Genomic DNA, 25,314 nt, shown 5'->3' with positions numbered 1-25,314 from the left:
GGCCCAGGCTAGGTCGCGGAGGCGTCGGCAGCGGGGGCCCCGTCGCACCCCCGGCTGCGCAGGGACCTGCCGCGGGACGCGCCGTGCGACCTACGTTGCCGGTCGGCCGCACGGCCACCGACCACAGGAGGACGCATGACCGTCGCACTCGTCACCGGAGCCACCCGGGGCATCGGCCTGGAGACCGCCCGCGGGCTCGTCGAGCGGGGGTACCGCGTCTACGTCGGCGCGCGGGACCCGCGACGGGGTGAGCAGGTCGCGGCGGAGCTCGGTGCGCGCTGGGTCGGGCTCGACGTCACTGACGACGCGTCGGTGGCCGCGGCGCTGGCCACCGTCGAGGCGGCCGAGGGTCGGCTCGACCTGCTGGTGAACAACGCCGGGATCCTCGACACGGGCGAGCCCGACGGCCCGCGGGCGCTGCGGACGTTCGACACCAACGTGGTCGGCGTCGTGCGGGTGACGCAGGCGGCGCTGCCGCTGCTGCGCCGCTCCCCGCAGGCCACGGTCGTCACCGTCTCGAGCAGCGCCGGGTCGTTCTGGGCGTCGACGACGCCGGAGCGAGTCGAGTTCCACCTCCGCGCGCCCCTGTACTCCGCGTCCAAGGCGGCGGCGTCGATGCTGACGCTGCAGTACGCGAAGGCCGAGCCGGGCGTCCGCTTCACGGCGGTCGAGCCCGGCTACACGGCGACGGAGATGACCGCGTCGATGGCGGGCGGGCGGGCGCCGCGCGACAGCGCCGGCGTCGTCGTGCGCGCCGCGACCGACCCGGAGTTCGCCCCGACGGGGACGCTCAACGACGAGGACGGCGCCCTCGCCTGGTGACTCCGACGGCCACGACGTCGTCGATGCCGTGGGGATCAGGCGGGCGGGGTCGTCCCCACCAGCGCCGGCAGCACGTGCCGGACGAGCAGGGGAGCGAGGTCGTCGGGCAGCTCGCCGGCCGGGTCGAGCCAGCGCAGCTCCTCGATCTCGCCCGCCGCCGCCGTGGCGCCGGTGTGCGGGTGCTCGAAGACCGTGCCGAGGACCTCGTGGCCCGCCTCGTTGGCCGCGGCGGCGCGGAACGTGCCGAGCTTGCGCAGGCGTGCCTCGTCGAGCACGGCGCCGACCTCCTCGTACGCCTCGCGCACGGCCGTGCGTGCGGCGCTCTCACCGGGTTCCGGCTTGCCGCCCGGGAGCATGAAGCGGTGCGTGCCGCGCTTGCGCACGGTGAGGACCTCACCGGTCGGCCGTCGCAGGACGACGGCGCTGACGCGGATGACGGGGACGGCGGGCACGGACCGGATCGTACGGCGCGTGCCTGGGAGTGCGCGGGCCCCGGGCCGTCCGGACGGCGACCCGGGGCGCGCACACGGCGACGCGGACTGCGCGTCAGCCGGCGGCGGGGACCCGGTAGCGCTCGACCAGCGCGACGAACGCGTCGAGGTAGCCCCGCAGGAACGCGGCGGTCTGGGGGTCGGTGACCTCGCCGTCCTCGGTGAACAGGTCCGGCGTGCTCTGGATGAAGCCCTCGGGCTGGCCGAGCGTGGGCGCGTTGAGGTGGCTGAGGATGGTCTTGAGGTGCTGCTGCGCGAGGGCCGCGCCGGTGCCGCCCGGGGACGTGCCGGTCACGGCCGTCGGCTTGCCGTTGAAGACGCCCTCGCCGTAGGGGCGCACGGCCCAGTCGAGCGCGTTCTTCAGGACGCCGGGGATGGAGCGGCTGTACTCGGGCGTGACGATGAGGACGCCGTCGGCCTGCTCGATCGCCGTCTTGAACTCCTTGGCCGCCTGCGGGAAGTCGGCGTCGAGGTCCGGGGAGTAGTGGGGCAGGTCCCCGATGGGGATCTCGGTGAGGACCACGTCGGCGGGGGCGAGGCGCTCGAAGGCCTTCGCGAGGCGCCGGTTGATCGACGTGCTCGAGATGCTGCCGACGATGTAGCCGATGGTGGTCGTCATGAGTGCTCCACGTGTCGAGGGGTGCGAGGTCGCCGGGGCCAGCCGTATGTGACACCAACGGATTGCCCAACATACTGGATCATGACCCCGATTCGATGGCCACGCCAACCATTGGTCCGGCATCTGGACGCGTAGGATCGGGTGCCATGGACGAAGAGCAGTGCGACGCGGGGGCCGACGCCCCGGTCGTCGGCGTGCTCGGCTCGGACCTCGGGTGGTACCTCGCGGTGATCCTGCGCCGGTGGACCGAGCAGGTCGAGCAGGCGGCGGCGGACGTCCCGCACGGGACGCGCGGCTACCAGATCCTGTCCGTCGTCGGGCACAACAGCCCTCCGACGCAGAGCGGGCTCGCCAAGCACCTGCGGATCGACAAGACCGTGATGCCGTACGTCATCGACGCGCTTGAGGGCGCCGGCCTCGTCGAGCGCCGGGTCGACCCGTCCGACCGGCGCGTGCGACGCATCGCGCTGACCCCGCGCGGCGAGGACGTGCTCGTCGGGCTCGAGGCGAAGGTGGCTGCCGCGGAGGACGAGGTCTTCGCCGGCACGTCGCCCGACGCCCGGCGCGAGTTCCTCGACCTGGCCGCCCGCCTCGCGGTGACGATCCACGGCGCTCAGCCGTCGCTCGACCCGTGCCTCGCGGTGGCCGGCGTCCTGGCCGACCCGGGGCTCGAGGCGGGCGCTCGCTAGGTCCGCACGGCCCCGCGGTGCCGGCCCGCGCGCGTCAGAGCCGCGCGGCGAGCGCGTAGGCGCCGTTGACGGCCTCGCCGACCTTGGCCGGCTCGACGCAGTCCCCGACGGCCTCGACGGGCAGGCCCGCGGCCGTCAGCTCGGTGAGCAGGTCGGTGCGCGGCGTGCTGCCGAGCGCCAGGACGACCGTGTCCGCGGGCAGCGTGGCCGGGCCGTCGATGCCCTCGACCAGCACGCCGTCGTCGGTGATCTCCCGTACGCGCGTGCTCGTCAGCAGCCGCACCCCGGCCTCGCCCAGCCGCCGCAGCAGCGTGATGCGGTTGACCAGCAGCATGTCGCGCGCGATCTCGTCGAGCATCTCCACGACCGTCACGTCGTGGCCCTCGATCGCGAGCTCGAGCGCGGCGTCCGACCCGGAGAGCCCGCCGCCGACCATGACCACGCGGTGACCCACGGGCGCGCCCTGGTGGAACTGCAGGACGTCGACCACGTCGTCCCGGTCGGTGCCCGGGATGCTCGCGGGGACCAGCTGGACCGACCCCGTCGCGACGACGACCTGGTCGGCGTCGCGGAGCTCGGGGGAGTCCGCGGTGACGCGGTGGCCCAGGTGCACGGTGACGGGCAGGTCGGCGAGCTGTCCCTGCCACCAGTCGACCATGCGGCGCAGCTCGCGCTTGAAGTCGGGCGTCGCGGCGGGCCACAGCACCCCGCCGGCGTGCTCGGCCTCGTCGTAGACGTCGACGCGGTGCCCGCGCGACGCGGCGACGCGGGCCACCTCGAGGCCCGCCGGCCCTGCCCCGACGACGACCACGTGCCGTGACGTCTCCGCCGGCTGCGGCAGGTGCGCCTCGAAGCCGACCTCCGGGTTGACGGCGCAGCCGATCGGCTTGCCCTCGAGGATGTTGCCCACGCAGAGCTGGTTGCACCTGATGCACGGGCGTACGGCGTCGGGCTGCGCGGCGGCGAGCTTGCGCGGCAGGCCGGGGTCCGCGATGAGCGCGCGGCCCATCCCGACGAAGTCGACCTCGCCGGCGGCCACCGCGCGGTCGCCGATCTCCGGTGTCATGTTCCCCGTCGCCATGACCGGGACGTCCACCACGGCCCGGACCGCCGCCGCCCCGGGCAGCAGCGGCGCGTCGCCCATGTAGTACGGCGGGAAGATCCAGTCGACGGTCTCGAACGCGCCGTCGTCGACCATGAGCAGGTCGATGCCCGCCCCGGCGATGATCGGCGCCATCTGCAGGGCCTCCTCGAGACGGCGGCCACCGGGCATGTGGTGGTCGACCGTCAGGCGGAACGTGATGGCGAGCTCCGGTGCCGCGTCGCGGGCCGCGGCGATGAGCTCCAGCGGGAACCGCAGGCGGTTCTCCAGGGAGCCCCCGTAGCGGTCGGTGCGCTGGTTCCACACGCTGCTCATGAACTGGTCGATCAGGTACCCGGTGTGCGAGTGGATGTCGACCGCGTCGAAGCCCGCCGCGGCCAGCCGCGCGGCGGCCGGGCCGTAGGCCGCGACGAGCTGCTCGACCTCGCCGGTGCTCAGCTCACGGCACGTGCGCGACGGGTCGGCGAGCCACGGCGTCGCCGAGGCGGACACCGGGACGTCGCCACCGGGCTCGGCCGGGCCGACCCGCCCGGATCCCGGGGTGAGCTGGCCCGCCAGCAGCGCGCCCTCCGCGTGGACGGCGTCCGCGAGGCGCGCCAGGTCCGGCACCACGGAGTCGTCCTCGACCTTGGGCCAGCCCTCGTTGTCCTCGAAGCGCGACGTGGTGGTCATGGTCCCGGTGATGATCAGGCCGACGCCGCCCGCGGCGCGGGCCGCGAAGTACGCGATCTCGCGCTCCTCGACGCGTCTGCCGAAGCCGACGTGCATCGGCGGCATGACGATCCGGTTGCGTGCCTCGAGCCGGCCGATCCGGCCAGGGTTGAGCAGGTTGTCGAACACGGCGCCCCCTTGCGTCGACGAGCACTCTCGACGCTACGTCCGTGGGTGCGGGGGCGCACCCGGCCACGGGGTCGCCGGCGGGAGCCGGGCCCCGCGGCTGTGCGGAGGCGGTACGCGTGCCGGGGCCGCAACCGGGCCAGGGGTCACAGCGCGACGAGGCGGCCGTCGGCCGTCACCGTCCGTCGCCCACCGGACCCGAAGTCGACCGTGACGTTGCTGCCGCGCACGTCGACGACCTTGCCGAGACCGTGCCGGTCGTGGGTGACCCGCTGCCCTGCGGTGAACGGTGACGCGGACGCGGACGCGCGGCGGGGCGAGGGCACGTCGCGCACGCGGCGCGCGGGACGCACAGGCGCGGGATCCAGCGCGTCCAGGTACGGCGACGGGCGTGCGGGCCGTCCACCGGGCCGGTCCGCCGCCCACGTCGCGACCAGGTGACGACGCGCGCGGGTGATCGCGACGTACGCGAGACGACGCTCCTCCGCCAGCTCCGGGCCCGTCGTCGCGTACACCGAGGGCAGGGAGCCGGCCGTGGCCCGCGCCAGCAGGCACGCGTCCCACTCCAGGCCCTTGGCCTTGTGGATCGTCGTGACCGTGACGGCGCCGCGCCCGGGCGGCACGTGGTCCTCGGCGGCGCGCCGGTCCAGGTCGGCGGACAGCGCGCGGACCGTCCGAGTCAGTGCCTGCGGGAGGGAGGCGACCAGGGCGCGCAGGGCGTCGAGGGCGTCCCAGCGCTCGCGGGCCGCACCGGTCCCGTCCGGCGGGGCCTCGGGGTCGTACCCGGCCTGGGCCAGGGCGTCGTCGAGGGCCGGGCGGGCGTCGTCGTCCGGGGCCTGGGCGGCGCGCCGGCGCAGGAGCGTGAGCACCTGGGCGACCTCGCGGCGCGCGAAGTACGCCGACCCGTCGCCCGCGACGACCGGGACGCCCGCGTCCCGCAGCGCCGCCGTGAGCTTGACGGCCTGCGCGTTGAACCGGTGCAGGACGGCGATCTCCTCGACCGGGACCCCGGCGTCGAGCCAGCCCCGCACGGTCGCGACGATCCGTGCGTCCTCGTCGTCCTCGTCGGCGCAGCGCTCGACGACGGGCGCAGGCCCGTCGCCCAGCATCCCGACGAGCGCTGGCCCGGACGCCTCGGGGCGCCCGGCCATGAGCCGGTTCGCAGCAGCGACGACCTGCGGGGTCGAGCGGTAGTCCTGCACCAGGTCGACCGTGACGGCGTGCGGGAACCGCACCGTGAAGTCCCGCAGCAGCGAGGTGTCCGCGCCCTTGAACGCGTAGACCGCCTGCCGGGCGTCCCCGACGACCGCCAGCCGGTCGCGGTCACCGAGCCACGCGTCGAGCAGCCGCTGCTGCGCCGGGTCGGTGTCCTGGTACTCGTCGACGACGAACGACGCGTACTGCCGCCGCACCTCGGTCGCGACCTCCTCGTGCTCCTCCAGCATCCGCGCGCACACGGCGAGCAGGTCCGCGAAGTCGAGCACCCCGGCGGCGCGCTTAGCGGTCGTGTACCGGCGCATGGCCCCGGTGACGGTCGCGAGCGACATGCCGGGCCGGCGGCCTGCCGCCTGCGCCGCGTCCGCGTACGTGTCGGCCGTCAGGTCGCGCGCGGCGGCCCACGCGAGCTCGGTCGCCAGGTCGGTGACGAGCGCGGCGTCGACGTCGGCCGCGGACGTGCGCAGCGTCACGCCGAGCGCGCCGCGCAGGTAGCGGTAGTACGCGCCGCGCCCGTCGACGTCGAGCAGCACCGGGCCCTCGCCCGGCAGGCCCGTCGCGCGCCAGAAGTACCGCAGCTGCCGCATCGCCGCCGCGTGGAACGTGCGCGCCTGGACGCTGCCCGCGCCGAGCCGCGCCAGGCGGTCCCGCATCTCGCCCGCGGCCTTGGCCGAGTGCGTCACCGCCAGGACGACGTCCGCCGGGACGGCGCCCGTGACGTGCTGGTACGCGATGCGGTGGGTGATCGTGCGCGTCTTGCCCGTGCCCGCACCGGCCATGATCCGCACCGGCCCCGGGGGTGCGACGACGGCGGCGGCCTGACGGTCGTCGAGGTCGGCGAGGACGCGGTCCGCTGCGGTCCTGGTCACCACGTGCTCCTGCCGGTCGGGCTGTCGTCGGTCGGTCCATGGTGCCCGGTCCGGGCCTCGCCCGGTGACGAGGGGCCGTGTGCCCGCCCCGCCGTGCGTGCACCGATCGGCCCTGGTGCCCGCCCGTGCCCGCTGCCACGATGTCCGCGTGACGACGACGCCGCTCGCACCGCTCGCCACGACGGACGTCGCGGTGCCGGAGCTCGCGAGCTGGGGACGGCGCGTGGTTGCGGCGCTGCTGGACGGTGCGGTCCTGGGTGCGGTCGCGTGGTTCGTGGCGGGGGGCGCGATCGCCGCGCCGTCGTTGCAGCCGACGTTCGCGCCGGTCGACCCCGAGGGGGCGGCGCCGTGGACGTCGTCGTGGGTCGTGGTCGCGGCGTGGCTGGCGATGCTCGTGCTGCAGGGACTGACGGGGCAGACGCCCGGGCGGCGTGTGCTCGGCATCCAGGTGATCCGGGCGCCTGTCGACCGGCCGGCGGGAGGCCCGCCGGGGGTCCTGCGCTCGATCGGGCGGTGGCTCGCCCACCTGGTCGACGCCTTCCTCCTCATCGGGTACCTGCGACCGCTGTGGGACCCCCAGCGGCGCACGTTCGCCGACGGCATCGCCGGCACGCTCGTCGTGCGGCGGGCGCCCACGCCGCGGGGCGACCGACGAGGGCAGGCCGTCACGGCCGTGGCCTGCGTCGTCGTCGTGGTGGGGCTCCTCGCGGGCGTCGAGGTCGGGTCGTCCGGCGGCCTGGAGCGCGGCACGCCGACCGCGTGCGCGCTCGCACCGCAGGACGCGGACGCACCCGTCCGCGTGCACTCGGCCGTGCTGGTGCGCGAGACCACGTGGACGCGCGGGGCGCGGGCCTGGCCCTGGGCCGCGGACGCGCGGCGCGACGTGCGGACCCGGCTGTCGCTCGACGTGTCGTGGGACGGCGCCGCGCGCGTCGGTCCGGACGCCACGCTGGACGTCCGGACGACCTTCGGTGGTGCGAGCGTCGACAACGGAGTGGCCGTCGACGCGGGTGAGGTGCAGCTCGAGGTCGAGGGGGCGGGCGGGGGCCCGGTCGAGGTCGAGTTCCTGCTGGACGGCCGCCCGCTGACGTCGTGCACGGTCACGCCCGGGGACGACGTCTGAGGTCACACGCTCGGGGCCGTCAGCCGGCCCGCCGCACCTGCTCCTGCACCGTCGCCAGGTCGCCGCGCCACGGTGCGCCGTGGCCGGGCAGCAGCCACGTGGCGTCGAGACCGGCGAGCCGTGACAGGGAGTCGAGCGCCTGCGCCGGGTCGTCGGTGAACGGGGCCGGTCCCGGGCCCGTGCGGCCGGTCAGCACGTCGCGCGTCGTGAGCGCGTCGCCGACCATGACGGCGTCCGCGACGGGCACGTGCACGGCGATGCTGCCGGGGGAGTGGCCCGGCATGCCGACGACGCGCGGCGCGCCGGGCAGGGGCAGCACGTCGCCGTCGTGGACCTCGGTCACCTCGGTGAGGTAGGTGGTCCGCAGGCCGCCCTTGCGCAGGGAGTAGGTGAGGAAGCCCAGGAGGGCACCCGGGCGCCACCGCCCGAAGGTCGGCTTCGGCTTGTCGCCCCCGCGGGCGCGGTCCGCGTCGGCCGCGTGCACGTAGACCGGCACGCCGTGCTCGCGCCGCAGCCGCTCGGCGAACCCGATGTGGTCGGTGTCGCCGTGGGTCAGGACCAGCCCGCGCACGTCGTCCGGGGTGCGGCCCATGGTGGTGAGCTCGGCGAGCAGCTCGGGCCAGTGGCCGGCGAGGCCGGCGTCGACGACCGTCACGCCCTCCTCGGTGTCGACCAGGTAGGCGGCGACGACGTCGTTGCCGATGCGGTGCAGGTGCGGTCCGAGCTTCATGGGGGTGCCCCTCGTGGTGGTGTGGTAGGAATGGCTACGATAGTTAGCCATCATGGCTAATGTCAATAGCCATAAGGAGATGCCATGCCCACGCCGGACCGCACGTCGCTCGAGGAGATCGTCGCGGCGGCCTGGGACATCCTCGAGGCCGAGGGGGTCTCGGGTCTGACCATGCAGGCCGTCGCCGCCAGGTGCGGGGTGCGGGCGCCGTCGCTGTACAAGCGAGTCCGCGACCGCGACGCCCTGCTCGCGCTCGTCGCGGTGGCCGGGGTCGACGAGCTGGCGCGGCGCCTCGGGGCGGCCGCCACGCTCGCCGACATCGCCCGCACCTACCGTGCGTTCGCGCACGAGCGGCCCCAGGCGTTCCGCCTCATCCAGTCCGCCGGCACCGACCCGGCGTCCCTGGCCCGAGCGAGCGAGCCGGTGCTGCGCATCGCGGCCGGCCTGGTCGGGAAGGCGGACGCCCTGCCGGCGGCCCGGCTCCTCACCGCCTGGGCCACCGGCTTCCTCACGATGGAGCTCGCCGGCGCGTTCCGTCTCGGTGGCGACGTCGACGAGGCGTTCGAGTACGGGCTGGCGCGGCTCACGGCGGCGCTGACGTCTACCGGCGAGCTGTCGTCACCTGCCCGCCCTGCCGGGAGGGCAGCCGGCACATCACCACATCGTGCTGCAGGGTAGGGCCTCCCGCAGGGGGTGCCGCCAGGACACCTGAGCACACGATCACCGGGCGGGCGATCGACCCCGTGACACGAGAGACCCCCGGGTCGATGCGGTTCCATCCCGCTCGACCCGGGGGTCTCTCGTGACGTCGACGACGGACGCCCTCAGTACACCGGGCGCTACGGGGCCACCTTGCGGCCCGTCGCCCTGAGCGCGGCACCAGCCAGGATCATCAGCAGCGCGGACAGCGCTACCCACCCGAGCTGCGCTCCGGTGCGAGGCAGCTCGCTGACGGTCACCGCAGCAGCCTGCTCGCCGGTGACAGCCGTGCCCTGGGCGGGCGGGGGGGCCGGCGCGTCGGAGGCGGACAGGACCAGGTTCGCTCGAGCCGCGTCGATCGCGGCGACCGCGACCGCGAGATCCGCGGCGCTTGCCGCCGGTCCGGCGAGCAGGCCGTTGGCGGCGTCGATCGCGGCCTGGAGGGCTGCCCACGACGCGGGCGTGTAGCTGCCCGGCGTGAGGGTCGCGACGTCGGCGACAGCCTCCTGCGCGGCCCGGGGGTCGACCAGGTTCGCCTCGGCCAGCTCGAGAGCGGTCACGGCGGCTGCGAGGTCGGCCGTGCTGCCGGACCCTGCGAGCAGGCCGTTGACGGTGTCGATCGCGGCCTGGAGGGCTGCCCACGACGCCGGCGTGTAGTCGCCGGGGGAGAGGGCCGCAACGTCCGCGAGCGCGGTCTGCGCGTCGCGGGGATCGACCAGGTTCGCCTCGGCCAGCTCAAGAGCTGCGACCGCCGCAGCGAGGTCCGCCGCGCTGCCCGGTCCGACGAGTCGAGCGTTCACGGTGTCGATCGCGGCTTGGAGGGCCGCCCACGACGCCGGCGTGTAGTCACTGGCACTGAGGCCAGCAACGTCCGCGAGCGCGATGTGCGCGTCGCGGGAGTCGACCAGGTTCGTCTCGGCCAGTTCAAGAGCTGCCACCGCCGCCGCGAAGTCTGTCGCAGTTCCCCACCCGGTCAGGGTGTCTGAAGCGGCGTCAATTGCGTCTTGGAACGCGTCCCAGGAGCTCGTCGTGTAGTGGGTGCTCGTGATCGAATGCGCGTGGGCGAGAGCTGCCTGCAGGTCTGTCGGGTTGGCCAGGTCGTCGATAGCGCGGTAGAGGTTCGTCAGCGCGGCCGCAAGGTTGGCTCTTGCGATGTCCACCGGGGTGTTCCACAGCTGGTTGATCACAGCGCGAGCGTCCTGCCGCGCGATTTCCACGCTGATCCACGAGAGCTGGGTGTAGTCGGCCTTGTTGAGCCCGGCAACGGTGGCGATCGCTTCGTCGAAAGCAGACGTGTCCAGGAGGTCGTCCACGGCCTGATTCAGCGCGGCAACAGCGCTATCCGCATCAGCGGGTGTGGCCGTGGAATACCGGTCGCCCATCAGCAGCAGGAGAGCACCCATCCTGCTGGTCACCTGGTCCTGGCTCCAGCTGGCATAGCTTCCCGTGGCCAAGGTGTTCTGCGCGTTGTTCAGCGCGGCGGTCATCGGAGCGGTCGGGATCAAAGAGTTCATGACGTCGGTGAACGCGGCTTCCGCTTCGTTGATCGCCTTGCGGGTAGTGACAGCCGGAACCTGATCCACTGCGTCCAGCGCAGCCTGGCGCTTCGTGTTGCTTGCCGCGGTCAGAGCCACCGGCGGCTTGGCCAGCTCGGCGTCCCGCATCGCGAGAAGGTTGGCGTTCGTACCCTGAAGGCCGAACGGGGCCGACGATGTGATCACCGAGTGATGGTCCGAGGCGTGCACAAGGGTGAGGGTGTACGTCGCATCGTCCTCGAGGTTGGAGAACGTCAGCTGCTCGGGGGAGCCCGTCAGGCGGTTGCTGGCCACGACCGCGTACGTGGGGGCCGTCCGCGCGAGAACGTACTCGACGCTCGTGACTGGCTGACCCGCGATCTGGGCGAGGCCGAACGTCACGTTCACTGGCTCGCCTGTCGAGTCGATCAGCAAAGGGGTCGTCAGGGGCAAGGTCAACGTACTGAACGACGTGAGGGCGAACGACCCGGTGACGTCCATCTCGTTCCGGATGAAGCTCGACGAGTCGATCAGCGTATTGCCGGCAGTGGTGACGCGAACCGTGAACGTGATCTGGCAGTCGACGTTCTCTCCACTGACCATGATGGCCGGGGTACCGGTGTAGAAAAAGCCAAGGGTGTTCTCGCTACAGTTCACGGCCGTCGGCAGCCCCACCACAGTCCCGTGATAGTCAAGTTCGACGTGAGAGAGTGCTGCCCCGTCTGCGGAGCTGTTGACCAGGAACGTCACGCTGTATTCCTGCCCGACAGGGATGCGTTCCGCGCCGGTGTTGGCCTGGATCTCCACCTTCACGGGGTTCTCGCCGTCCGCGGCGTGGGCCGGCGTCACCGCGAAGCCAACGAGAGCTGCCGCGGTCACCGCCACGGCAATCTTCGACCCGGCGAGAGCCGTGTGAGGGAAGCGCATTCTGTCTCCTGCTGTTCAGTGGTTCATGGGGGCACGCTGCCCAGGGCAGTCGGCTGCGTTGCGAACCTGCCGGCGGTCCGAACCGCGTACCGTCCTGGACGTCGACGGGTGCGACGTGCCCCGAGTGAGCATGGCAAGGACGATCAACAAGATGGACACAGCTCTGGCGACGGGCGAGACGGCGGGTTCGCACGAGGTGCCGGCCCAGGACGTCATGGGTCCGGCCTGCTCGGGGAAAACCCTTTCGGGACTGTATACGCGGCCCCACGCCTGCGACTCGTTCGATCCCCAGGTTCACCTGCACGCCGACCACATTCAGCCGCACGCTCGAAATCACCGCGGGTGCAGACCCGAACAGGGCGGGAAGATCTGCACATTTCGCGTTCCGCACGCCCCGCGCCGCATCGAGCGCCCCGGCAGTGATCACCGCCGGCCGAGTGAGGAACCGGTACTGCCGCGATGACGACGTCCTACGGGCAGTGCACGCCGCTGTGACGTCACGGTCTCCCATCGCACCCGTGCGTCCCCCTCATCGCCCGACGCACCACCGCGGGCCGCCGGTCGGCTGCCTGCGGAACGGACCTCGACGACGTGCTCGTCGTCCGCCTGGGAGTGAGCACGGGGAGCGCATCTCCTGCGCGGGCCCGTGCGCCGACGCACGATGGGGGGAGCCGAGCAGGGGGAGGGGTCGTCATGCAGGGTCTGGGTGAGGGTCGGGTCTATCTGGTCACGGGCGGTGCGGGCGGCATCGGCCGCGCCACGGCGGAGGTGCTGGCGCGCGCGGGCGGTCGGGTGGTGGTCACCGACGTCGACGAGGCGGCCGGGACGCAGGCAGCCGAGGACGTCGCGCGCGCCACGGGCGGCACCACGCGGTTCGACGTCCTGGACGTCGCGGACCCCGACGCGGTCCGCGGCCTCGCGGACCGGCTGGACCAGGAGGGCTGGCCCGTGCACGGCCTCATGGCCAACGCCGGCATCGCGCCGTCCTCACCCGCGACGGAGTACCCCGACGAGCTGTGGCGTCGCACGGTCGGGATCAACCTCGACGGCGTGTTCTGGTGCTGCCGCGACTTCGGTCGGCGCATGGTCGAGCGCGGTGCGGGGACGATCGTCATCACGTCGTCCATCGCCGGGTACGGGGTCGTGTCGCCCGAGACCCACGCGGCCTACGGCGCGACGAAGGCGGCCGTGGGGCACCTCGCCGAGCTGCTGGGCGTCGAGTGGGCGCGCACGGGGGTGCGCGTCAACTCGGTGGCGCCGGGCTACACGGCGACGCCGATCCTCGACCGACTGCGCGACGAGTCGCCCGACACCTACGAGCAGTGGCTCGCGCGCATCCCCGCGGGCCGGCTCAACACGCCCGCCGAGATCGCCAACGCCACGGCCTTCCTCATGTCCGACCTGGCGAGCGGCGTCACCGGTGCCGTCCTGCGCGTGGACGGCGGGTACGGGGCGCGCTGACGCCGATCCTGTGATCCAGGCGACACGCGGGTCGCGCGGGTGGGATCTGCCCGCTGCCTCGCTGGCATGCGAATGCCCAGGTCAGAGCGCTGCCGTCGGTGAGCCGGGGCGTGCCTGGGTGCTCGGCGCCCACCCGTCCCGCGGCCGGGGGCGGGCGGACCGGGCGCACAGGTCCCCTAGAATCGATGACCGGTTCTTGACCAAGGAAGAGGACGAATCGGTGGTGAGCGACATGCACACCGGATCGACCAGTGGTCAGTCCGGACGTACTTCGGCTGCCCAGCGCGCACGCGCTGCGCAGATCCTCAAGGAGGTCAGCTCTCCCGACCTCCTCGGCAGTCCGCACCCCGCGCTGCTGCCCGGGATCGGTGTCGAGCAGACGAACGTGTCCTTCAGGATCGACAAGGTGGTGTTCGCCGTCGCGGCGACCATCACGCTCGCCGTGATCGCCTGGGGCCTGCTGCTCCCGGCCGGTCTGTCGGAGTTCGCGGCCGCGGCGTTCGAGATCGTCACCGTGGACTTCGGGTGGTTCTACGGCGTCCTGACCGTCGTCGTGCTGGTCTTCATGATGTGGCTGGGCTTCGGTCGGCACCGTGCGGTCCGCCTGGGGCAGGACGACGAGAAGCCCGAGTTCTCCACGGTCTCCTGGGTGGCGATGCTCTTCTCGGCGGGCATCGGGATCGGACTGCTCTTCTACGGCCCGCTGGAGCCGATGTCGTTCTTCCTCGACCCACCGCCGGCGTTCTCGGGCGTCGAGCCGGGCAGCGGCCAGGCGATGCACGTCTCGCTCGCGCAGACGCTGTTCCACTGGGGGCCGGTCGCCTGGGCGTTCTACGCGCTGGTCGGCGGTGCCGTCGCGTACGCGGCGTACCGCAAGGGCCGCGCGCCCCTGATGTCCGCGCTGCTCGAGCCCATCTTCGGGGAGCGCAGCAACGGCGTCCTCGGCAAGGTCGTCGACGTGTTCGCGATCGTGGTGACGCTGTTCGGTACCGCCGTCTCGCTGGGCATCGGTGCCCTGCAGATCGGCCGGGGGATCGAGATCGTGGCCGGCGTCGGTCCCCTCGGCAACGCGGTGATCGTCGGCATCATCGCCGTGCTCGCCGTCGCGTTCATCCTGTCGGCGGTTTCCGGGCTCAAGCGCGGCATCCGCGCGCTGTCGAACATCAACATGGTCCTGGCCGGCCTGCTCGGGCTGTTCATCCTGGTCGTCGGCCCGACCGTCCTGCTGCTCAACCTCGTGCCCGGCGTCCTGATGACGTTCGTGAGCGAGCTGCCGGTGATGATGGGCCAGTCCGCGGCCACGTCGCCCGAGGCGCAGGAGTTCATGAGCGCCTGGAGCACCTACTACTGGGCGTGGTGGGTGTCGTGGACGCCCTTCGTCGGGATGTTCATCGCCAAGATCAGCCGCGGCCGGACGATGCGGGAGTTCGTCACCGCGGTCATCGTCGTGCCGAGCGCCGTGTGCCTGGTCTGGTTCACGGTCGTCGGCGGCACGGCCATGTGGCTCGAGCAGACCAGGTCGGCGATGAGTGCGAGCGCGTCCGGGGAGGACATGCTGTTCGCGCTGCTGCGTGAGCTGCCGTTCGGCGCGGTGACCTCGGTGCTCGCGATGGTCTCGGTCGTCATCTTCTTCGTCACCAGCGCCGACTCCGCCTCCATCGTCATGGCCAGCCTCTCGGAGCAGGGCAACCCCACCCCGCGGCGGTGGACGACCGTGGTGTGGGGAGCCGCGCTCGCGACCGTCGCGGCCGTGCTGCTGGTCGGAGGCGGTGAGGTCGCGCTCTCGGGTCTGCAGAGCCTCATGATGGTCTCGGCCCTGCCCTTCGCGGTGGTGCTCATCCTCGTCATGGTCGCGTGGGCCAAGGACCTGGCGCGTGACCCGCTGACGCTGCGGCGCCGGTACGCGCGCGAGGCCCTCGACCAGGGCGTGCGGGCCGGTATCGAGGAGCACGGCGACGACTTCGTGCTCGGTGTCGTGGCGACCGCACCGGACGAGGGCGCAGGCTCCTGGCTCGACACCGAGGACCCCGCCCTCAGCGACTGGTACCGGCCGGACGACGGCGAAGCCGAACCTCCGTCGGCCGGGTCGACGCCACCGTCCGCGCCACCGTCCGGAGACCCGGCGTCAGCGGCCCGGACGAGCGGCCGCGCCTGACGCCCGTCGTCCGGGCCGGTCGCCCTCCGTCTCCGCGATCCACGCCGGCGCCGTCGACGTGACCCTGACCTACGTGCGCGACGGCGAGAGGCTGCCGCACCCCGAGGAGTGAGGGGACGCGGCCGAGCCCGGACCGGGGCGCCGTCGGTCCGTCGCCGTGCGAGGCTGGGTGCCGTACGCGCAGCAACTCTCGACAGGAGCACCCAGGTGGCCGACCTCGCCTACGTGATCGCCGGATCCGAAGCGACCGGCGGTGCCGGGATCCAGGCGGATCTGCGGACCTTCCAGGCACTGGGGGCCTTCGGCCTCGGGACGGTCACGTGCATCGTCTCGTTCGATCCCGCGAAGGACTGGGGGCACCGGTTCTTCCCGGTGCCCGCCGACGTCATCGCCGCGCAGATCGAGGCCGCGACCGCCGCCTACGCGCTCGACGTCGTCAAGATCGGCATGCTCGGGACGCCCGCGACCATCGACGTCGTCGCCGCCGGCCTGCGGTCCCAGCCGTGGCGGCACGTGGTGCTCGACCCCGTGCTCATCTGCAAGGGCCAGGAGCCGGGCGCGGCGCTCGACACCGACAACGCGCTGCGCGAGCAGGTCGTGCCGCTCGCGACCGTCGTGACGCCCAACCTGTTCGAGGCCCGGGCGCTGTCGGGGATGTCCTCGATCGAGAGCGTCGAGGACCTCACCGAGGCCGCGCGTCGGATCCAGGCGCTGGGTCCGCGCTGCGTCGTCGCGAAGGGCGGCGTCGAGCTGCCCGGCGACGACGCGGTGGACGTGCTCGTGGACGGCGACGAGGTCACCGTGCTCCGGGTGCCGAAGGTCGGCCGGGAGCGCGTCGCCGGTGCCGGCTGCACGTTGGCCGCCGCGATCACGGCCGAGCTCGCCAAGGGGGCCGACGTGGGTGCCGCCGTCGCCCGGGCGAAGGACTTCGTCACGGCGGGCATCGAGGGACGCCTGGGCGGACGCGCGCCGTTCGAGGTGGTCCGGCAGGGCGCCTGAGCACGGGCCGGGCCGCGCGCGAGGACGGCCGCGTGCCCTGCACGGTGCGGGCGGCGCCGTGCCGCGCGGGACCGTAGCGTCCGGCAGATGTCGGCACCCACGTCAGAGGCCCGCGCCCGTTCCGCTCCGCGACCGTGGGAGCGGCGCTGGCGACCCCTCGGCTACCTGGTGGTCGGGGCGGTCTGGCTGGTGCTGACGGCGGTGACGCTGGCCGCCGTCCTCTTCCTGGTCGTGGCGGCACCGGCGGGTGCCTTCCCGCCGCTGTCCGAGACGCTGCGGGAGCAGTTCGCGGACCCCAAGGAGGTGGTCGCGTTCGCCGTCAGCATGCTGCTGCTCTCCGCGCTCCTCGGCCCGGTGTGCTGGTACCTGCCGGCGGCGTGCTGGCCCTGCGCGGTCCTCGCACTCGTGTACGTCAAGCGCAGCTTCCAGGCCCGGTACGCGGGGGAGCGGCTCTCGCGCACGCAGCAGTCCTTCGGCACGCTCGGCCCTCCCGTGGTGACCTCGACGGCGCTCTCGCTCCTGCCGGTGCGCGACTCGCGCGTCACCCGCGCGGTGATGCAGGTGTACGCGTCGGCGTGGTCGCCCCAGGGCCGGCAGGCTCGCGCCACCCTGCTCACGGGCCCGGCGTACCTGCTGTTCGTGGGTGCGGCTGCGTGGCCCGTGCACGGTCTCCTGCGGGCGCTGCTGGTCACCGTGTCGGGCGTTCTGCTGGCCGTGAGCGTCGTCGGCGTCGTGCGGGAGACCCGCCGCCGCTTCGCCCCGGCGGTCGCCGCCGCCTGACGGTCCGGCGGGCGTGCGGACGACGTGGTTCGCGGGCCTGGACGCGGCTGCGGGCCGCCCCCGGGAGGGAGCGGCCCGCAGTGGTGGGGCCGGCCGTCGAGCCGGCGGTCCGACGTGCCTAGCGCTGCAGCGTGAGCAGGCCCGGGCGGTACGGCAGGGCGCCGTAGTCGCCGCCGGAGGACGGGTTGCGGCCCTGGTAGAGCAGCTGCAGGTTGCACGGGTCGACCGTCATGGTCTGGTCCGCGCTGGTGCGCAGCAGCTCACCGTGGGAGATGTCGTTCGTCCACGTCGCGCCGGAGTTGGCCTTGCCGGCGAACGGGTTGGACTCGGTGGCGGCCTGCGGGGTCCACGTGCCGTCCAGGCTCGTGGCCGTGAAGGACCGGAAGTAGCGTCCCTGCGACCCGATGGCCTCGACGATCATGAGGTAGCGCTGCTGGCCCTGGAGCTTGTAGACCTGCACCGCCTCGAACAGGTTGTTCGTCGTGTCGGTCATGATCGTCTGGTAGCTGGACCCGAAGCTGCCGGGGAAGTTCCCGATCGGCATGGACGCGCGGTAGATGCGGCCGTTGTCGCCGGCGAAGAACAGGTACATGTTGCGGTCGTCACCGATGAGCGCCTGGTCGATCGGACCGGTCCCCGAGTTGGAGATCGACCCGGTGAAGAGCGTCTGGTGCGCGCCCCAGCTGTTCGGGTCCGACGGGTTGGTCGACGTCCGGTAGGAGAACGCCGGGCCGCCCCACTGGTAGGCCAGGACCCACAGGTTCTTGGGGGCGAAGTAGAACAGCGACGGCGCGACGGCCGTGAACGGCATCGTCCGCTGCTGCGCCGAGCCCATCTGCGAGTAGCTCGAGAACAGGGCGAACGCGGTCGACTGCCACGCCGTGCCCGTGTTCGTCGTGGCGTACACGAGCTGCTGGCCGTTGACCGGCGCGACGGTGAAGTCCTTCAGCGACACCCACCCGGAACGCGGCTGGGCCAGCACGCCGGAGTCGCGCCACCGGTACGACGACGGCAGCGAGCAGGTGCCCGTCGGCGGCGGCGTGGTCGGCGACGTGGTGGGCTGCGTCGTCGGGTTGCTCGTCGGCTGCGTGGTGGGGTTGCTCGTCGGCTGCGTGGTGGGGTTGCTCCCGCCGCCGAGCCGCACGAGCTGCCACTGCTGGTTGTTCCCGCCCCAGTTCGAGTACTGGACGATGTTGGCGCCGTCCGCCGTGGAGGCACCCTGGACCTCGATGGCCTTGCCCGACTGGCGGCCGATGAGGATCACGTAGCCGTTGGCGGCGTCCTGGAGCCGGAACTGCTGGTTGGTCTGGTTGCGGTCGGTGTACTGGACGATCGCGCCGCCGTCGGCGGTCGAGAAGTTGTACACGTCGAGGACCTTGCCCGAGAGTCGCGACTTGATCCGGTAGTTGCCGTCACCGGAGTCGACGAACTGCCACTGCTGCTGCGTGCCGTCGTTGCGGGTCCACTGCGTGATGCGGGCACCGTCGGACATGGAGAGGTTGTAGACGTCGAGCGCCTTGCCGCTGCCGCGGTTGATCAGCACGTACGACGCGCTGGTGTCGACCGTCGCCGCCGATGCCGCGGGGGCGGCGACGAGTGCGGCCGCACCTGCTGACACGGCCGTGGCCGCGGCGACGAGGACCGCCGCCCAGCGGCGGCGCCCCCGTGCCGGGGCAGGCGCCCCGTGGGCACGTGCTGATCTCATGCTGCTCTCCTTCGAGTGGTCGGGGTCGAGCAGGCCTGCGCGGCGGCGGTCGACGTCGACCGGCCGGCATGCCGTACAAGCCGTCACATCCCGGTTCGCGCGGTTTGTGAAGGTTCACATTGGCATGTGGGATCGCTCCGACTGAAGGGTCGGGTGAGGGTCCTAAACGCTTCGCGTCGCCCCCTTGCCAGCCGACGTGGCAATCGTTCCCCCCTTCGGGTGGAGAACGGGGCGCCCCGTGGGGGCAAGCCGGTGCCGTGCCCTCCTCCCACGGGAGGAGGGCACCGCCCGGCACGTCTCCTCCACGGGCAGGTGCTGGGCGGGCACCCGGTCTCCGTAGCGTCGTCGACGGACGCACCGCAGGGTGCGGACGGACCAGGAGGAGACGCCATGATCGAGGTGGAGGCGCTGACCAAGCGCTACGGCAGCACGACGGCGGTGGACGGGCTGACGTTCACGGCGCGGCCGGGGACCGTCACGGGGTTCCTCGGGCCCAACGGCGCGGGCAAGTCCACGACCATGCGCGTCGTCGTGGGGCTCGAGCGGCCGACGTCGGGCTCGACGCGGGTCGACGGGCGGCGCTACGCCGACCTGCCGGCGCCGCTGCACGCGGTGGGCGTCATGCTCGACGCGCGCTCGGTGCACCCCGGCCGCACGGCCTACAAGCACCTGCTCGCCATGGCCCAGACGCACGGCATCGGCAGGGCGCGCGTCCGCGAGGTCATCGCCCAGACGGGCCTCGAGCCGGCCGCGCACCGCCGCGCGGGCACGTTCTCGCTCGGTATGGGCCAGCGGCTCGGCATCGCGGGGGCGCTGCTGGGCGACCCGCAGACGCTCATCCTCGACGAGCCGGTCAACGGCCTGGACCCCGACGGCGTGCTGTGGGTGCGGCGTCTGGTCCGGGACCTCGCGGCCGACGGCCGCACGGTGCTGCTGTCGTCGCACCTCATGCACGAGCTCGCGCTGTGCGCCGACCGCGTCGTCATCATCGGCCGCGGGCGGCTGCTGGCGGACGCGACGGTGCAGGACGTCGTCGAGAAGTCCGAGCGCGCCGGGGTCGTGCGGGTCCGCACGACCGAGCCCGAGGCGCTGGCCCGCGAGCTGCTGGCCGCGGGTGCGCAGGTCACCCCCCGGGAGGGCGGGACGCTGCAGGTCCGCGGTGCGTCGGTCGACGAGGTCGGCACCGCCGCGCGCCGCTGCGGTGCGACGGTCCTGGAGCTCGCCGCCGAGACCGGCTCGCTCGAGGAGGCGTACCTGCAGCTCACCGGCGACGCCGTCGAGTACCGCACGGCCGGCACCGGGGCAGGTGCGCGATGAGCGCCACCGCGACACCCGTCGCCGCCCGCGCTGCGGCCGGCGCGCCCACCGACGGGCCGACCTTCCGCCGCGTCGTCGCCGCCGAGTGGACCAAGCTGACGTCGCTGCGCTCACCGTGGTGGACCGCCGCCGTCACGGTCGTGGCAGCCGGTGCCATCTCGTACCTGAGCGCGACGGCGTCCTCGGTCGACCCGGGGTTCGAGCCGGCCCGCGACCTGTCGAGCGGTCTGCTGCTGGCCCAGATCGGGCCCCTGGTCCTGGGCATCCTGTACGGGGCCGGCGAGTTCCGCACGGGTGCCTTCCGCACGACGTTCACGCTCGTCCCGCGGCGCTGGCCGGCACTCGTGGCGCAGGCCGTCGTCCTGGCGGCGTTCGCGCTGGTGCTCGGGGTCCTCACCGTGGCGGCGTGCGTCGTGGGGGTCCTGCCCGCGGCCGCGTCGCGCGACCTCCCGCTCGGGCTCGCCGACGGCGAGACCCCCGGGATCATGCTCGGCATGGTGGTCTTCGTCGCCGGCACGGCGCTGCTCGGGCTCGCGTTCGGCGCGCTGCTGCGCAGGACGGTTCCCGCGCTCGTCACGGCGCTCGTGGTGCTGGTCTTCCTGCCCGCCGTGCTCATGACGGTCAGCGACCCGGGCACCGACGCGAACGGCATGGCGCTGCCCCACAGCGTCACGCCGGCCGGTGCGATCGGCGCGTTCACGCCCGGGACCGCGGCCCAGCTGCTGACGACGGGTGCCTCGAGCGAGGGCATGCCCGGGACGCCCGACCTCGGCCCGGTGGGTGGCGGCCTGGTGCTCGGTGCGTGGGTCGTCCTGCTGCTCGTCGTGGCGGGCGTGCGGCTGCGGGCGCGGGACGCACGGTGATGACGGGCATGGTGACGACGGGCACGGTGACGACGCCCACCCCGCGCCCCCGCGCGACGGCACGTGCGTCGCGCGGGGCGCCCGCCCGGCACGGCGTGACGTTCCCGCGCGTGCTCGCCGCCGAGTGGACCAAGCTGACGAGCGTGGCGTCGAACTCCTGGCTCGCGCTGGGGACGATCGCCGCGGCCGCTCTCACGGCGTACGGGCTGGGCATCTTCGTGCGGACCGCCGACGGGCGCTCCGGCTCCTGGGTCGTGGTGTCCGGGTTCCTGTTCGCGCAGCTCGGGTTCCTCGTCCTCGGGGCCACCGTCGGGACGTCGGAGCACACGACGGGGACCGCACGCGTGACGTTCACGGCCGTGCCGCGCCGGCTGCCCGTGCTGGGCGCGCAGGTCGTCGTCACGACCGTCGCGGCCGCCGTCACCGCGACGCTGGCGCTCGGCGCGTCGTACCTGGCGACCATCGGGCCGCGCGCGGGCGAGGCGCCCGCGCTGGACCTGACCGTCCCCGGCACCACCCGCGTGCTCGTGTGCTTCGTCGTGGTCGGGGCCGCGCTCGCCCTGCTGGGGCTCGGCCTCGGGGCGCTCCTGCGACGCCCGGCGGACGCGATCGTCACGGGCGTCGTGCTCGTCTTCCTCCTCGACTTCTTCCTGCAGGGCGTCCCGGGCCGGGTGACCGACACGGTGCGCGCGTTCCTGCCCTCGGCCGGCCGCCGGCTGCTCGAGGACGACGCCGCCGTCGCAGCGGCCGACGCCGCCACGCAGGGGCTCCAGCTCGGCGTGGGGGGCGGCGGCGCGGTCGTCGGCGGGTGGATGGTCGTGGTGCTTGCCGCCGCGGCGTACCGGCTGCGACGCCATGACGTCCGCTGAGCCGTCCCCCTCGCGGGCGGTGGCACCCGCCGCCCGGGAGGCGACCCGCCCCGACGGGCCGGGGTGGGAGAGTGGCCCGGTGATCCGACGTGCTGCCCTCGTGCGGGTGCCCCGCGCCGACGAGCCGCCGCTCACCGAGGAGCACGTGCGTGGCGCGAGCCCGGTCGCCCGCCTCGTCACCGCGCGGCCCTGGGTCATGGACGTCACGGTGGCCGTCGTCATCGCGCTGGTCGGCGTCGTCGGGTCGGGCTTCATCTGGGAGACGGCGAACGGCGCCATCGCCATCGGTCTGTACCCGCGCGACGCAGGGGTCACGGAGCGGGTGACGACGACGTGGCTCGTCGGGACCGGCGTCGGCGCGGGCCTGCTGCTGCTGCGGCGGGCGCGGCCGCTCACCGTGACGGTCCTGCTCACCGCCGCGACGCTCCTGTCGCTGCACGTGGCGGGGGTCATCGGCGTCCTCGGGGCCTGCCTGGCCTGTGCGTTGTACAGCGTCGCGGCCGCCCGCGGCACCACCACGACCTGGGTGGTGTTCGGTGCGGTCCTGACGGTCGTGACGCTCGCGCTGTGGCGCTGGCAGGACCTCGGCCTCATCGAGATCATCGCCTGGTCCGGCGCGAACACGTCTCAACCGTCCGAGTGGGTGCAGTACCGCGACGAGCCGCTGTTCTCGCCCGGCCGACGCATGGGCTCGGTCCTGCTGCTCGTCGCGCTGCTGCTGCTCGGGGTCGCCGTCGGGTCGGCGGCACGGTCCCGCCGCCTGCACGCGGCCGACCTGGTCGAGCGCTACCGCGCCCTGGCTCGGGAGCGGGACGACAGCGCGGCGCTGGCGCGCGCCGCCGAGCGCGCCCACATCGCCCGCGAGATGCACGACGTCGTCGCGCACAGCCTGACGGTGATGATCGCGCTCGCCGACGGAGCGGACGCCGCGTTCGAGCGCGCACCCGACCGGTCGCGGGCCGCCGTGCGGCAGGTCGCCGACACCGGTCGGTCCGCGCTCGCCGACATGCAGCGCGTCCTCGGGGCGCTCGGCCCCCCGTCGGGCGGCGACGACCGGGTGACGCCCACGGAGGTCGACCTGTCCACCGTCGTCGAGCGCTTCGGCACGGCCGGGCTGGCCGTGACCGCGACGGGCCTGGACACCGCGCTGCCGGACGACACGTCGGTGCGCCTGGCGGTCCTGCGGATCCTCGGCGAAGCGCTGACGAACGTGCTGCGGCACGCACCGGGCGCGTCGTCGGTGGAGGTCGCGGTGCGCCGCACGCCGACGACCGTCGAGGTCGACGTCGTCGACGGGGGCGGTGCCCGGGCCGGCGACGGGCCCGGCACCGGGCGGGGGATCGTCGGCATGCGCGAGCGTGCCGCGCTCCTCGGAGGGCACGTCGAGGCGGGACCCCGCCCCGACGGTGGGTGGCAGGTGCACGCGGTGCTGCCGTGGGCCGACGACGCAGGAGGTTCATGATGACGACCGTGCTGCTGGTGGACGACCAGTCCCTGCTGCGCGTCGGCTTCCGCATGGTCATCGAGTCCGCGCCGGACCTCGAGGTCGTCGGCGAGGCCGCGGACGGGCGGGTCGCCCTCGACCAGGTCGCCGCGCTCGCCCCCGACGTCGTCCTCATGGACATCCGCATGCCCGGCATGGACGGCATCGAGGCGACCCGGCACATCGTCGCGGACCACCCCGCGTCACGCGTGCTGGTGCTCACGACGTTCGACGTCGACGACCTCGCGTTCGCGGCGCTGCGCGCCGGTGCGAGCGGGTTCCTGCTGAAGTCCGCCCGCCCCGACGAGCTCGTCGACGCGATCCGGACCGTCGCCGCCGGCACGTCGGTGGTCGCGCCGCGCGTGCTGCGCCGCATGCTCGACCTCTTCGCGGGCCACCTGCCGCTCACGGTCGACGTCACGGACGCGGACGGGCCCCACCCGCGCCTGCGCATCCTGACGCCGCGCGAGCTCGACGTGCTGCGCCTCGTCGCGGGCGGTGCGTCGAACTCCGAGATCGCGGGCGAGCTGTTCGTCTCCGAGACGACCGTCAAGACCCACGTCGGCAACGTCTTCGCCAAGCTGGGCGCCCGGGACCGCGTGCAGGCCGTGATCATCGCCTACGAGTGCGGCGTGGCAGGGCGGACCGGTGCCGGCTCGTCGAGCCGAGGGGCCTCGGGGCCCGAGACGGCGTAGCCGCCGCGGCGGGGGAGACCCCGGCACGGGCGCGGGAACCTCAGGCTGCGGGCGGGTCGCCCTGCGTCGTCGGTCCGCTCGCGGGGCGTCGCCGCCCCCAGACCTCGCGCCCCTTGTCGACGCCCTGCCGGCCTGCGGCGCGTGCCCGGTCGAGCCAGCGCCGCGCCCACGCGAACTCGGTGGCGAGCAGTGCGAGCCCCGCCAGGATCGCGAGGATCCCCGGTCCCGGCAGCACGAGCATCGCGACGCCGGTGAGGAGCACCGTCCCGCCGACGACGGACACGGCGACGAGCCGCACGGGGCGCGGCAGCAGGTCGATCTGCGCCCGCGTGCGCTCCCAGCGCTGGGACCAGGTCGTGCCGTCGCCCCGCCCGCCCGGCGCGGGCCCACCGCCGGTCCCCCCGTCGACGAGCCTGGCCCGCACGGCCGCCACGAGGGCGCCGGTCGCCTCGGGGGCGACGTGCAGGTTGAGCGCGGGCTCGAACAGCTCGGCCTCCAGCAGCACCAGGCCGTGGTCGGCCGAGTCGACCGTGTCGACGCGCGCGTACAGCGGGACGCCCAGCCCGGTCGCCTCACCCACGGCCGCGACGACGCGCTGCGCGAAGGCAGCCTCGTCCGCGGTGACGTCCACCGGCACCGGGTGCTCGGCGTAGACGCCGCCGAGGAACCCGCCGCCGGGTGCGAGGAGCGCGCCCTTGGAGATCGCGTGCGTGAGCCGGCCGTCGACCACGTACAGCGCCTTCTCGCGGCCCGCCGACAGCTCGGGCACCTCGGGCTGCACCATGACGACGCGGCCGCCGTCGAGGATCCGTGCCGCCAGGTCGAGCGCACCGGGGTCGTCGGCACCGAACAGCCCCGTGTCGCGCGCGCCCGCCGAGACCGCGGGCTTGAGCACCACGCGTGCTCCGGGTGCCGCGGCCGCGAGGTCGGCGCGCACGTCGTCGAGCGACGTCCGGTACGCGGTCGGCACGACGCCGACGCCCAGGTCGGCGAGCTGCGCGAGGTACCGCTTGTCGAGGTTCCAGCGCACCAGCGCGGGCGGGTTGAGCACGCGTGTCACGCTCTCGGCGCGGTCGAGCCAGGCCAGGAACTCCGCCAGCCGTTCCGGGTAGTCCCACGGGCTGCGCAGCACGAGCAGGTCGTACGCGGCCCAGTCGACGCCCGCGTCGTGCCACACGGCGGCGCCCGCGTCGATCCCCTGCGCGCGCAGCGCCGCGACGAGGGGTGCGGTGTCGTGGTCGGGGTCCTCGGCGGGGTACGCGTCGGTGACGACGACGCCCACCCGGGCGCCCGGTCGTGCAGACGTGGTGCTCACCTGCGGGACCTTACGTGGGGTCGGGCCAGGTGCGC

Annotated in this window: 21 protein-coding genes; 13 read left to right on the top strand and 8 right to left on the bottom strand. The window is 73.9% G+C overall.

The genetic code is table 11. The annotated features are described in order from the left end of the window. Positions 1 to 135: 135 nt before the first annotated feature. On the top strand, positions 136 to 822 hold the full coding sequence (locus tag KKR89_RS14155) for an SDR family NAD(P)-dependent oxidoreductase (RefSeq protein ID WP_208195996.1): 687 nt from the start codon (positions 136 to 138) through the stop codon (positions 820 to 822). A gap of 35 nt (positions 823 to 857) precedes the next feature. On the opposite strand, the gene KKR89_RS14150 is transcribed toward KKR89_RS14155, so the two are convergent. Then, positions 858 to 1,274, bottom strand: coding sequence for an NUDIX hydrolase (locus KKR89_RS14150; RefSeq protein ID WP_208195995.1), 417 nt, complete (start codon positions 1,272 to 1,274; stop codon positions 858 to 860). 94 nt (positions 1,275 to 1,368) lie between these two features. Beyond that, positions 1,369 to 1,932 carry an NADPH-dependent FMN reductase gene (locus KKR89_RS14145; protein WP_208195994.1) on the bottom strand — a complete coding sequence of 188 codons (564 nt, stop codon included), beginning with the start codon at positions 1,930 to 1,932 and terminating at the stop codon, positions 1,369 to 1,371. A gap of 146 nt (positions 1,933 to 2,078) precedes the next feature. Here KKR89_RS14145 and KKR89_RS14140 point away from each other — a divergent pair, with 146 nt between their 5' ends. Then, positions 2,079 to 2,621: a MarR family winged helix-turn-helix transcriptional regulator gene (locus KKR89_RS14140; protein ID WP_208195993.1), complete on the top strand. Its 543-nt coding sequence runs from the start codon at positions 2,079 to 2,081 to the stop codon at positions 2,619 to 2,621. Positions 2,622 to 2,655: 34 nt separating this feature from the next. Here the strand turns inward: KKR89_RS14140 and KKR89_RS14135 are convergent, their stop codons facing one another. Next, positions 2,656 to 4,563, bottom strand: a complete 1,908-nt coding sequence (locus KKR89_RS14135; RefSeq protein WP_251140900.1) for an oxidoreductase — start codon at positions 4,561 to 4,563, stop codon at positions 2,656 to 2,658. Between the two features lie 143 nt (positions 4,564 to 4,706). Continuing rightward, entirely contained in the window at positions 4,707 to 6,644 is a 1,938-nt protein-coding gene (locus KKR89_RS14130) for an ATP-dependent helicase (protein WP_208195992.1), read from the bottom strand. A gap of 148 nt (positions 6,645 to 6,792) precedes the next feature. On the opposite strand from KKR89_RS14130, the gene KKR89_RS14125 reads away from it, so the two are divergent. Next, a complete protein-coding gene (locus KKR89_RS14125) occupies positions 6,793 to 7,767 on the top strand; it encodes an RDD family protein (RefSeq protein ID WP_208195991.1) in 975 nt (324 codons plus the stop codon). Positions 7,768 to 7,786: 19 nt separating this feature from the next. On the opposite strand, the gene KKR89_RS14120 is transcribed toward KKR89_RS14125, so the two are convergent. After that, complete coding sequence (locus KKR89_RS14120; RefSeq protein ID WP_208195990.1) at positions 7,787 to 8,497, bottom strand: MBL fold metallo-hydrolase; 711 nt, start codon at positions 8,495 to 8,497, stop codon at positions 7,787 to 7,789. Positions 8,498 to 8,581: 84 nt separating this feature from the next. Between KKR89_RS14120 and KKR89_RS14115 the strand changes: the two genes are divergently transcribed. Continuing rightward, positions 8,582 to 9,175 (top strand): TetR/AcrR family transcriptional regulator, encoded by a 594-nt coding sequence (locus KKR89_RS14115; protein WP_208195989.1) that lies wholly within the window; start codon positions 8,582 to 8,584, stop codon positions 9,173 to 9,175. Positions 9,176 to 9,336: 161 nt separating this feature from the next. Here KKR89_RS14115 and KKR89_RS14110 read toward each other — a convergent pair whose 3' ends face one another. Then, positions 9,337 to 11,637 (bottom strand): FIVAR domain-containing protein, encoded by a 2,301-nt coding sequence (locus KKR89_RS14110; RefSeq protein WP_208195988.1) that lies wholly within the window; start codon positions 11,635 to 11,637, stop codon positions 9,337 to 9,339. Positions 11,638 to 12,330: 693 nt separating this feature from the next. Here KKR89_RS14110 and KKR89_RS14105 point away from each other — a divergent pair. From KKR89_RS14105 to KKR89_RS14090, 4 genes are all read left to right on the top strand, one after another. Continuing rightward, positions 12,331 to 13,098, top strand: a complete 768-nt coding sequence (locus KKR89_RS14105) for an SDR family NAD(P)-dependent oxidoreductase (RefSeq protein WP_208195987.1) — start codon at positions 12,331 to 12,333, stop codon at positions 13,096 to 13,098. Between the two features lie 232 nt (positions 13,099 to 13,330). Continuing rightward, on the top strand, positions 13,331 to 15,253 hold the full coding sequence (locus KKR89_RS14100) for a BCCT family transporter (RefSeq protein ID WP_208195986.1): 1,923 nt from the start codon (positions 13,331 to 13,333) through the stop codon (positions 15,251 to 15,253). A gap of 207 nt (positions 15,254 to 15,460) precedes the next feature. Then, the gene (gene thiD / locus KKR89_RS14095; protein WP_208195985.1) at positions 15,461 to 16,252 is read left to right on the top strand and encodes a bifunctional hydroxymethylpyrimidine kinase/phosphomethylpyrimidine kinase; all 792 of its coding nucleotides are present in this window, start codon (positions 15,461 to 15,463) and stop codon (positions 16,250 to 16,252) included. A gap of 87 nt (positions 16,253 to 16,339) precedes the next feature. Beyond that, positions 16,340 to 17,032: a hypothetical protein gene (locus KKR89_RS14090; protein ID WP_208195984.1), complete on the top strand. Its 693-nt coding sequence runs from the start codon at positions 16,340 to 16,342 to the stop codon at positions 17,030 to 17,032. Positions 17,033 to 17,150: 118 nt separating this feature from the next. On the opposite strand, the gene KKR89_RS14085 is transcribed toward KKR89_RS14090, so the two are convergent. Continuing rightward, entirely contained in the window at positions 17,151 to 18,737 is a 1,587-nt protein-coding gene (locus tag KKR89_RS14085) for a non-reducing end alpha-L-arabinofuranosidase family hydrolase (RefSeq protein ID WP_208195983.1), read from the bottom strand. A 390-nt stretch (positions 18,738 to 19,127) separates the two neighbouring features. On the opposite strand from KKR89_RS14085, the gene KKR89_RS14080 reads away from it, so the two are divergent. The 5 genes from KKR89_RS14080 to KKR89_RS14060 all read left to right on the top strand — a co-directional run bounded on the left by KKR89_RS14080 (position 19,128) and on the right by KKR89_RS14060 (position 23,964). Further along, entirely contained in the window at positions 19,128 to 20,054 is a 927-nt protein-coding gene (locus KKR89_RS14080; RefSeq protein WP_208195982.1) for an ABC transporter ATP-binding protein, read from the top strand. Then, a complete protein-coding gene (locus tag KKR89_RS14075; protein WP_208195981.1) occupies positions 20,051 to 20,917 on the top strand; it encodes a hypothetical protein in 867 nt (288 codons plus the stop codon). Before KKR89_RS14080 ends, KKR89_RS14075 begins: the two co-directional genes overlap by 4 nt. Then, positions 20,917 to 21,786 (top strand): hypothetical protein, encoded by an 870-nt coding sequence (locus KKR89_RS14070; RefSeq protein ID WP_251140899.1) that lies wholly within the window; start codon positions 20,917 to 20,919, stop codon positions 21,784 to 21,786. Before KKR89_RS14075 ends, KKR89_RS14070 begins: the two co-directional genes overlap by 1 nt. A gap of 79 nt (positions 21,787 to 21,865) precedes the next feature. Then, complete coding sequence (locus tag KKR89_RS14065; RefSeq protein ID WP_251140898.1) at positions 21,866 to 23,248, top strand: sensor histidine kinase; 1,383 nt, start codon at positions 21,866 to 21,868, stop codon at positions 23,246 to 23,248. Continuing rightward, a complete protein-coding gene (locus KKR89_RS14060) occupies positions 23,248 to 23,964 on the top strand; it encodes a response regulator (RefSeq protein WP_214765787.1) in 717 nt (238 codons plus the stop codon). Before KKR89_RS14065 ends, KKR89_RS14060 begins: the two co-directional genes overlap by 1 nt. 40 nt (positions 23,965 to 24,004) lie before the next feature. Here the strand turns inward: KKR89_RS14060 and KKR89_RS14050 are convergent, their stop codons facing one another. Continuing rightward, the gene (locus KKR89_RS14050; protein ID WP_307802215.1) at positions 24,005 to 25,279 is read right to left on the bottom strand and encodes a PGPGW domain-containing protein; all 1,275 of its coding nucleotides are present in this window, start codon (positions 25,277 to 25,279) and stop codon (positions 24,005 to 24,007) included. Positions 25,280 to 25,314: the final 35 nt, after the last annotated feature.

The organism is Cellulomonas dongxiuzhuiae (assembly GCF_018623035.1).
In the GTDB taxonomy this organism is placed as follows: Bacteria; Actinomycetota; Actinomycetes; order Actinomycetales; family Cellulomonadaceae; genus Cellulomonas; species Cellulomonas dongxiuzhuiae.
This window is presented reverse-complemented; position numbering and strand designations above follow the sequence as displayed.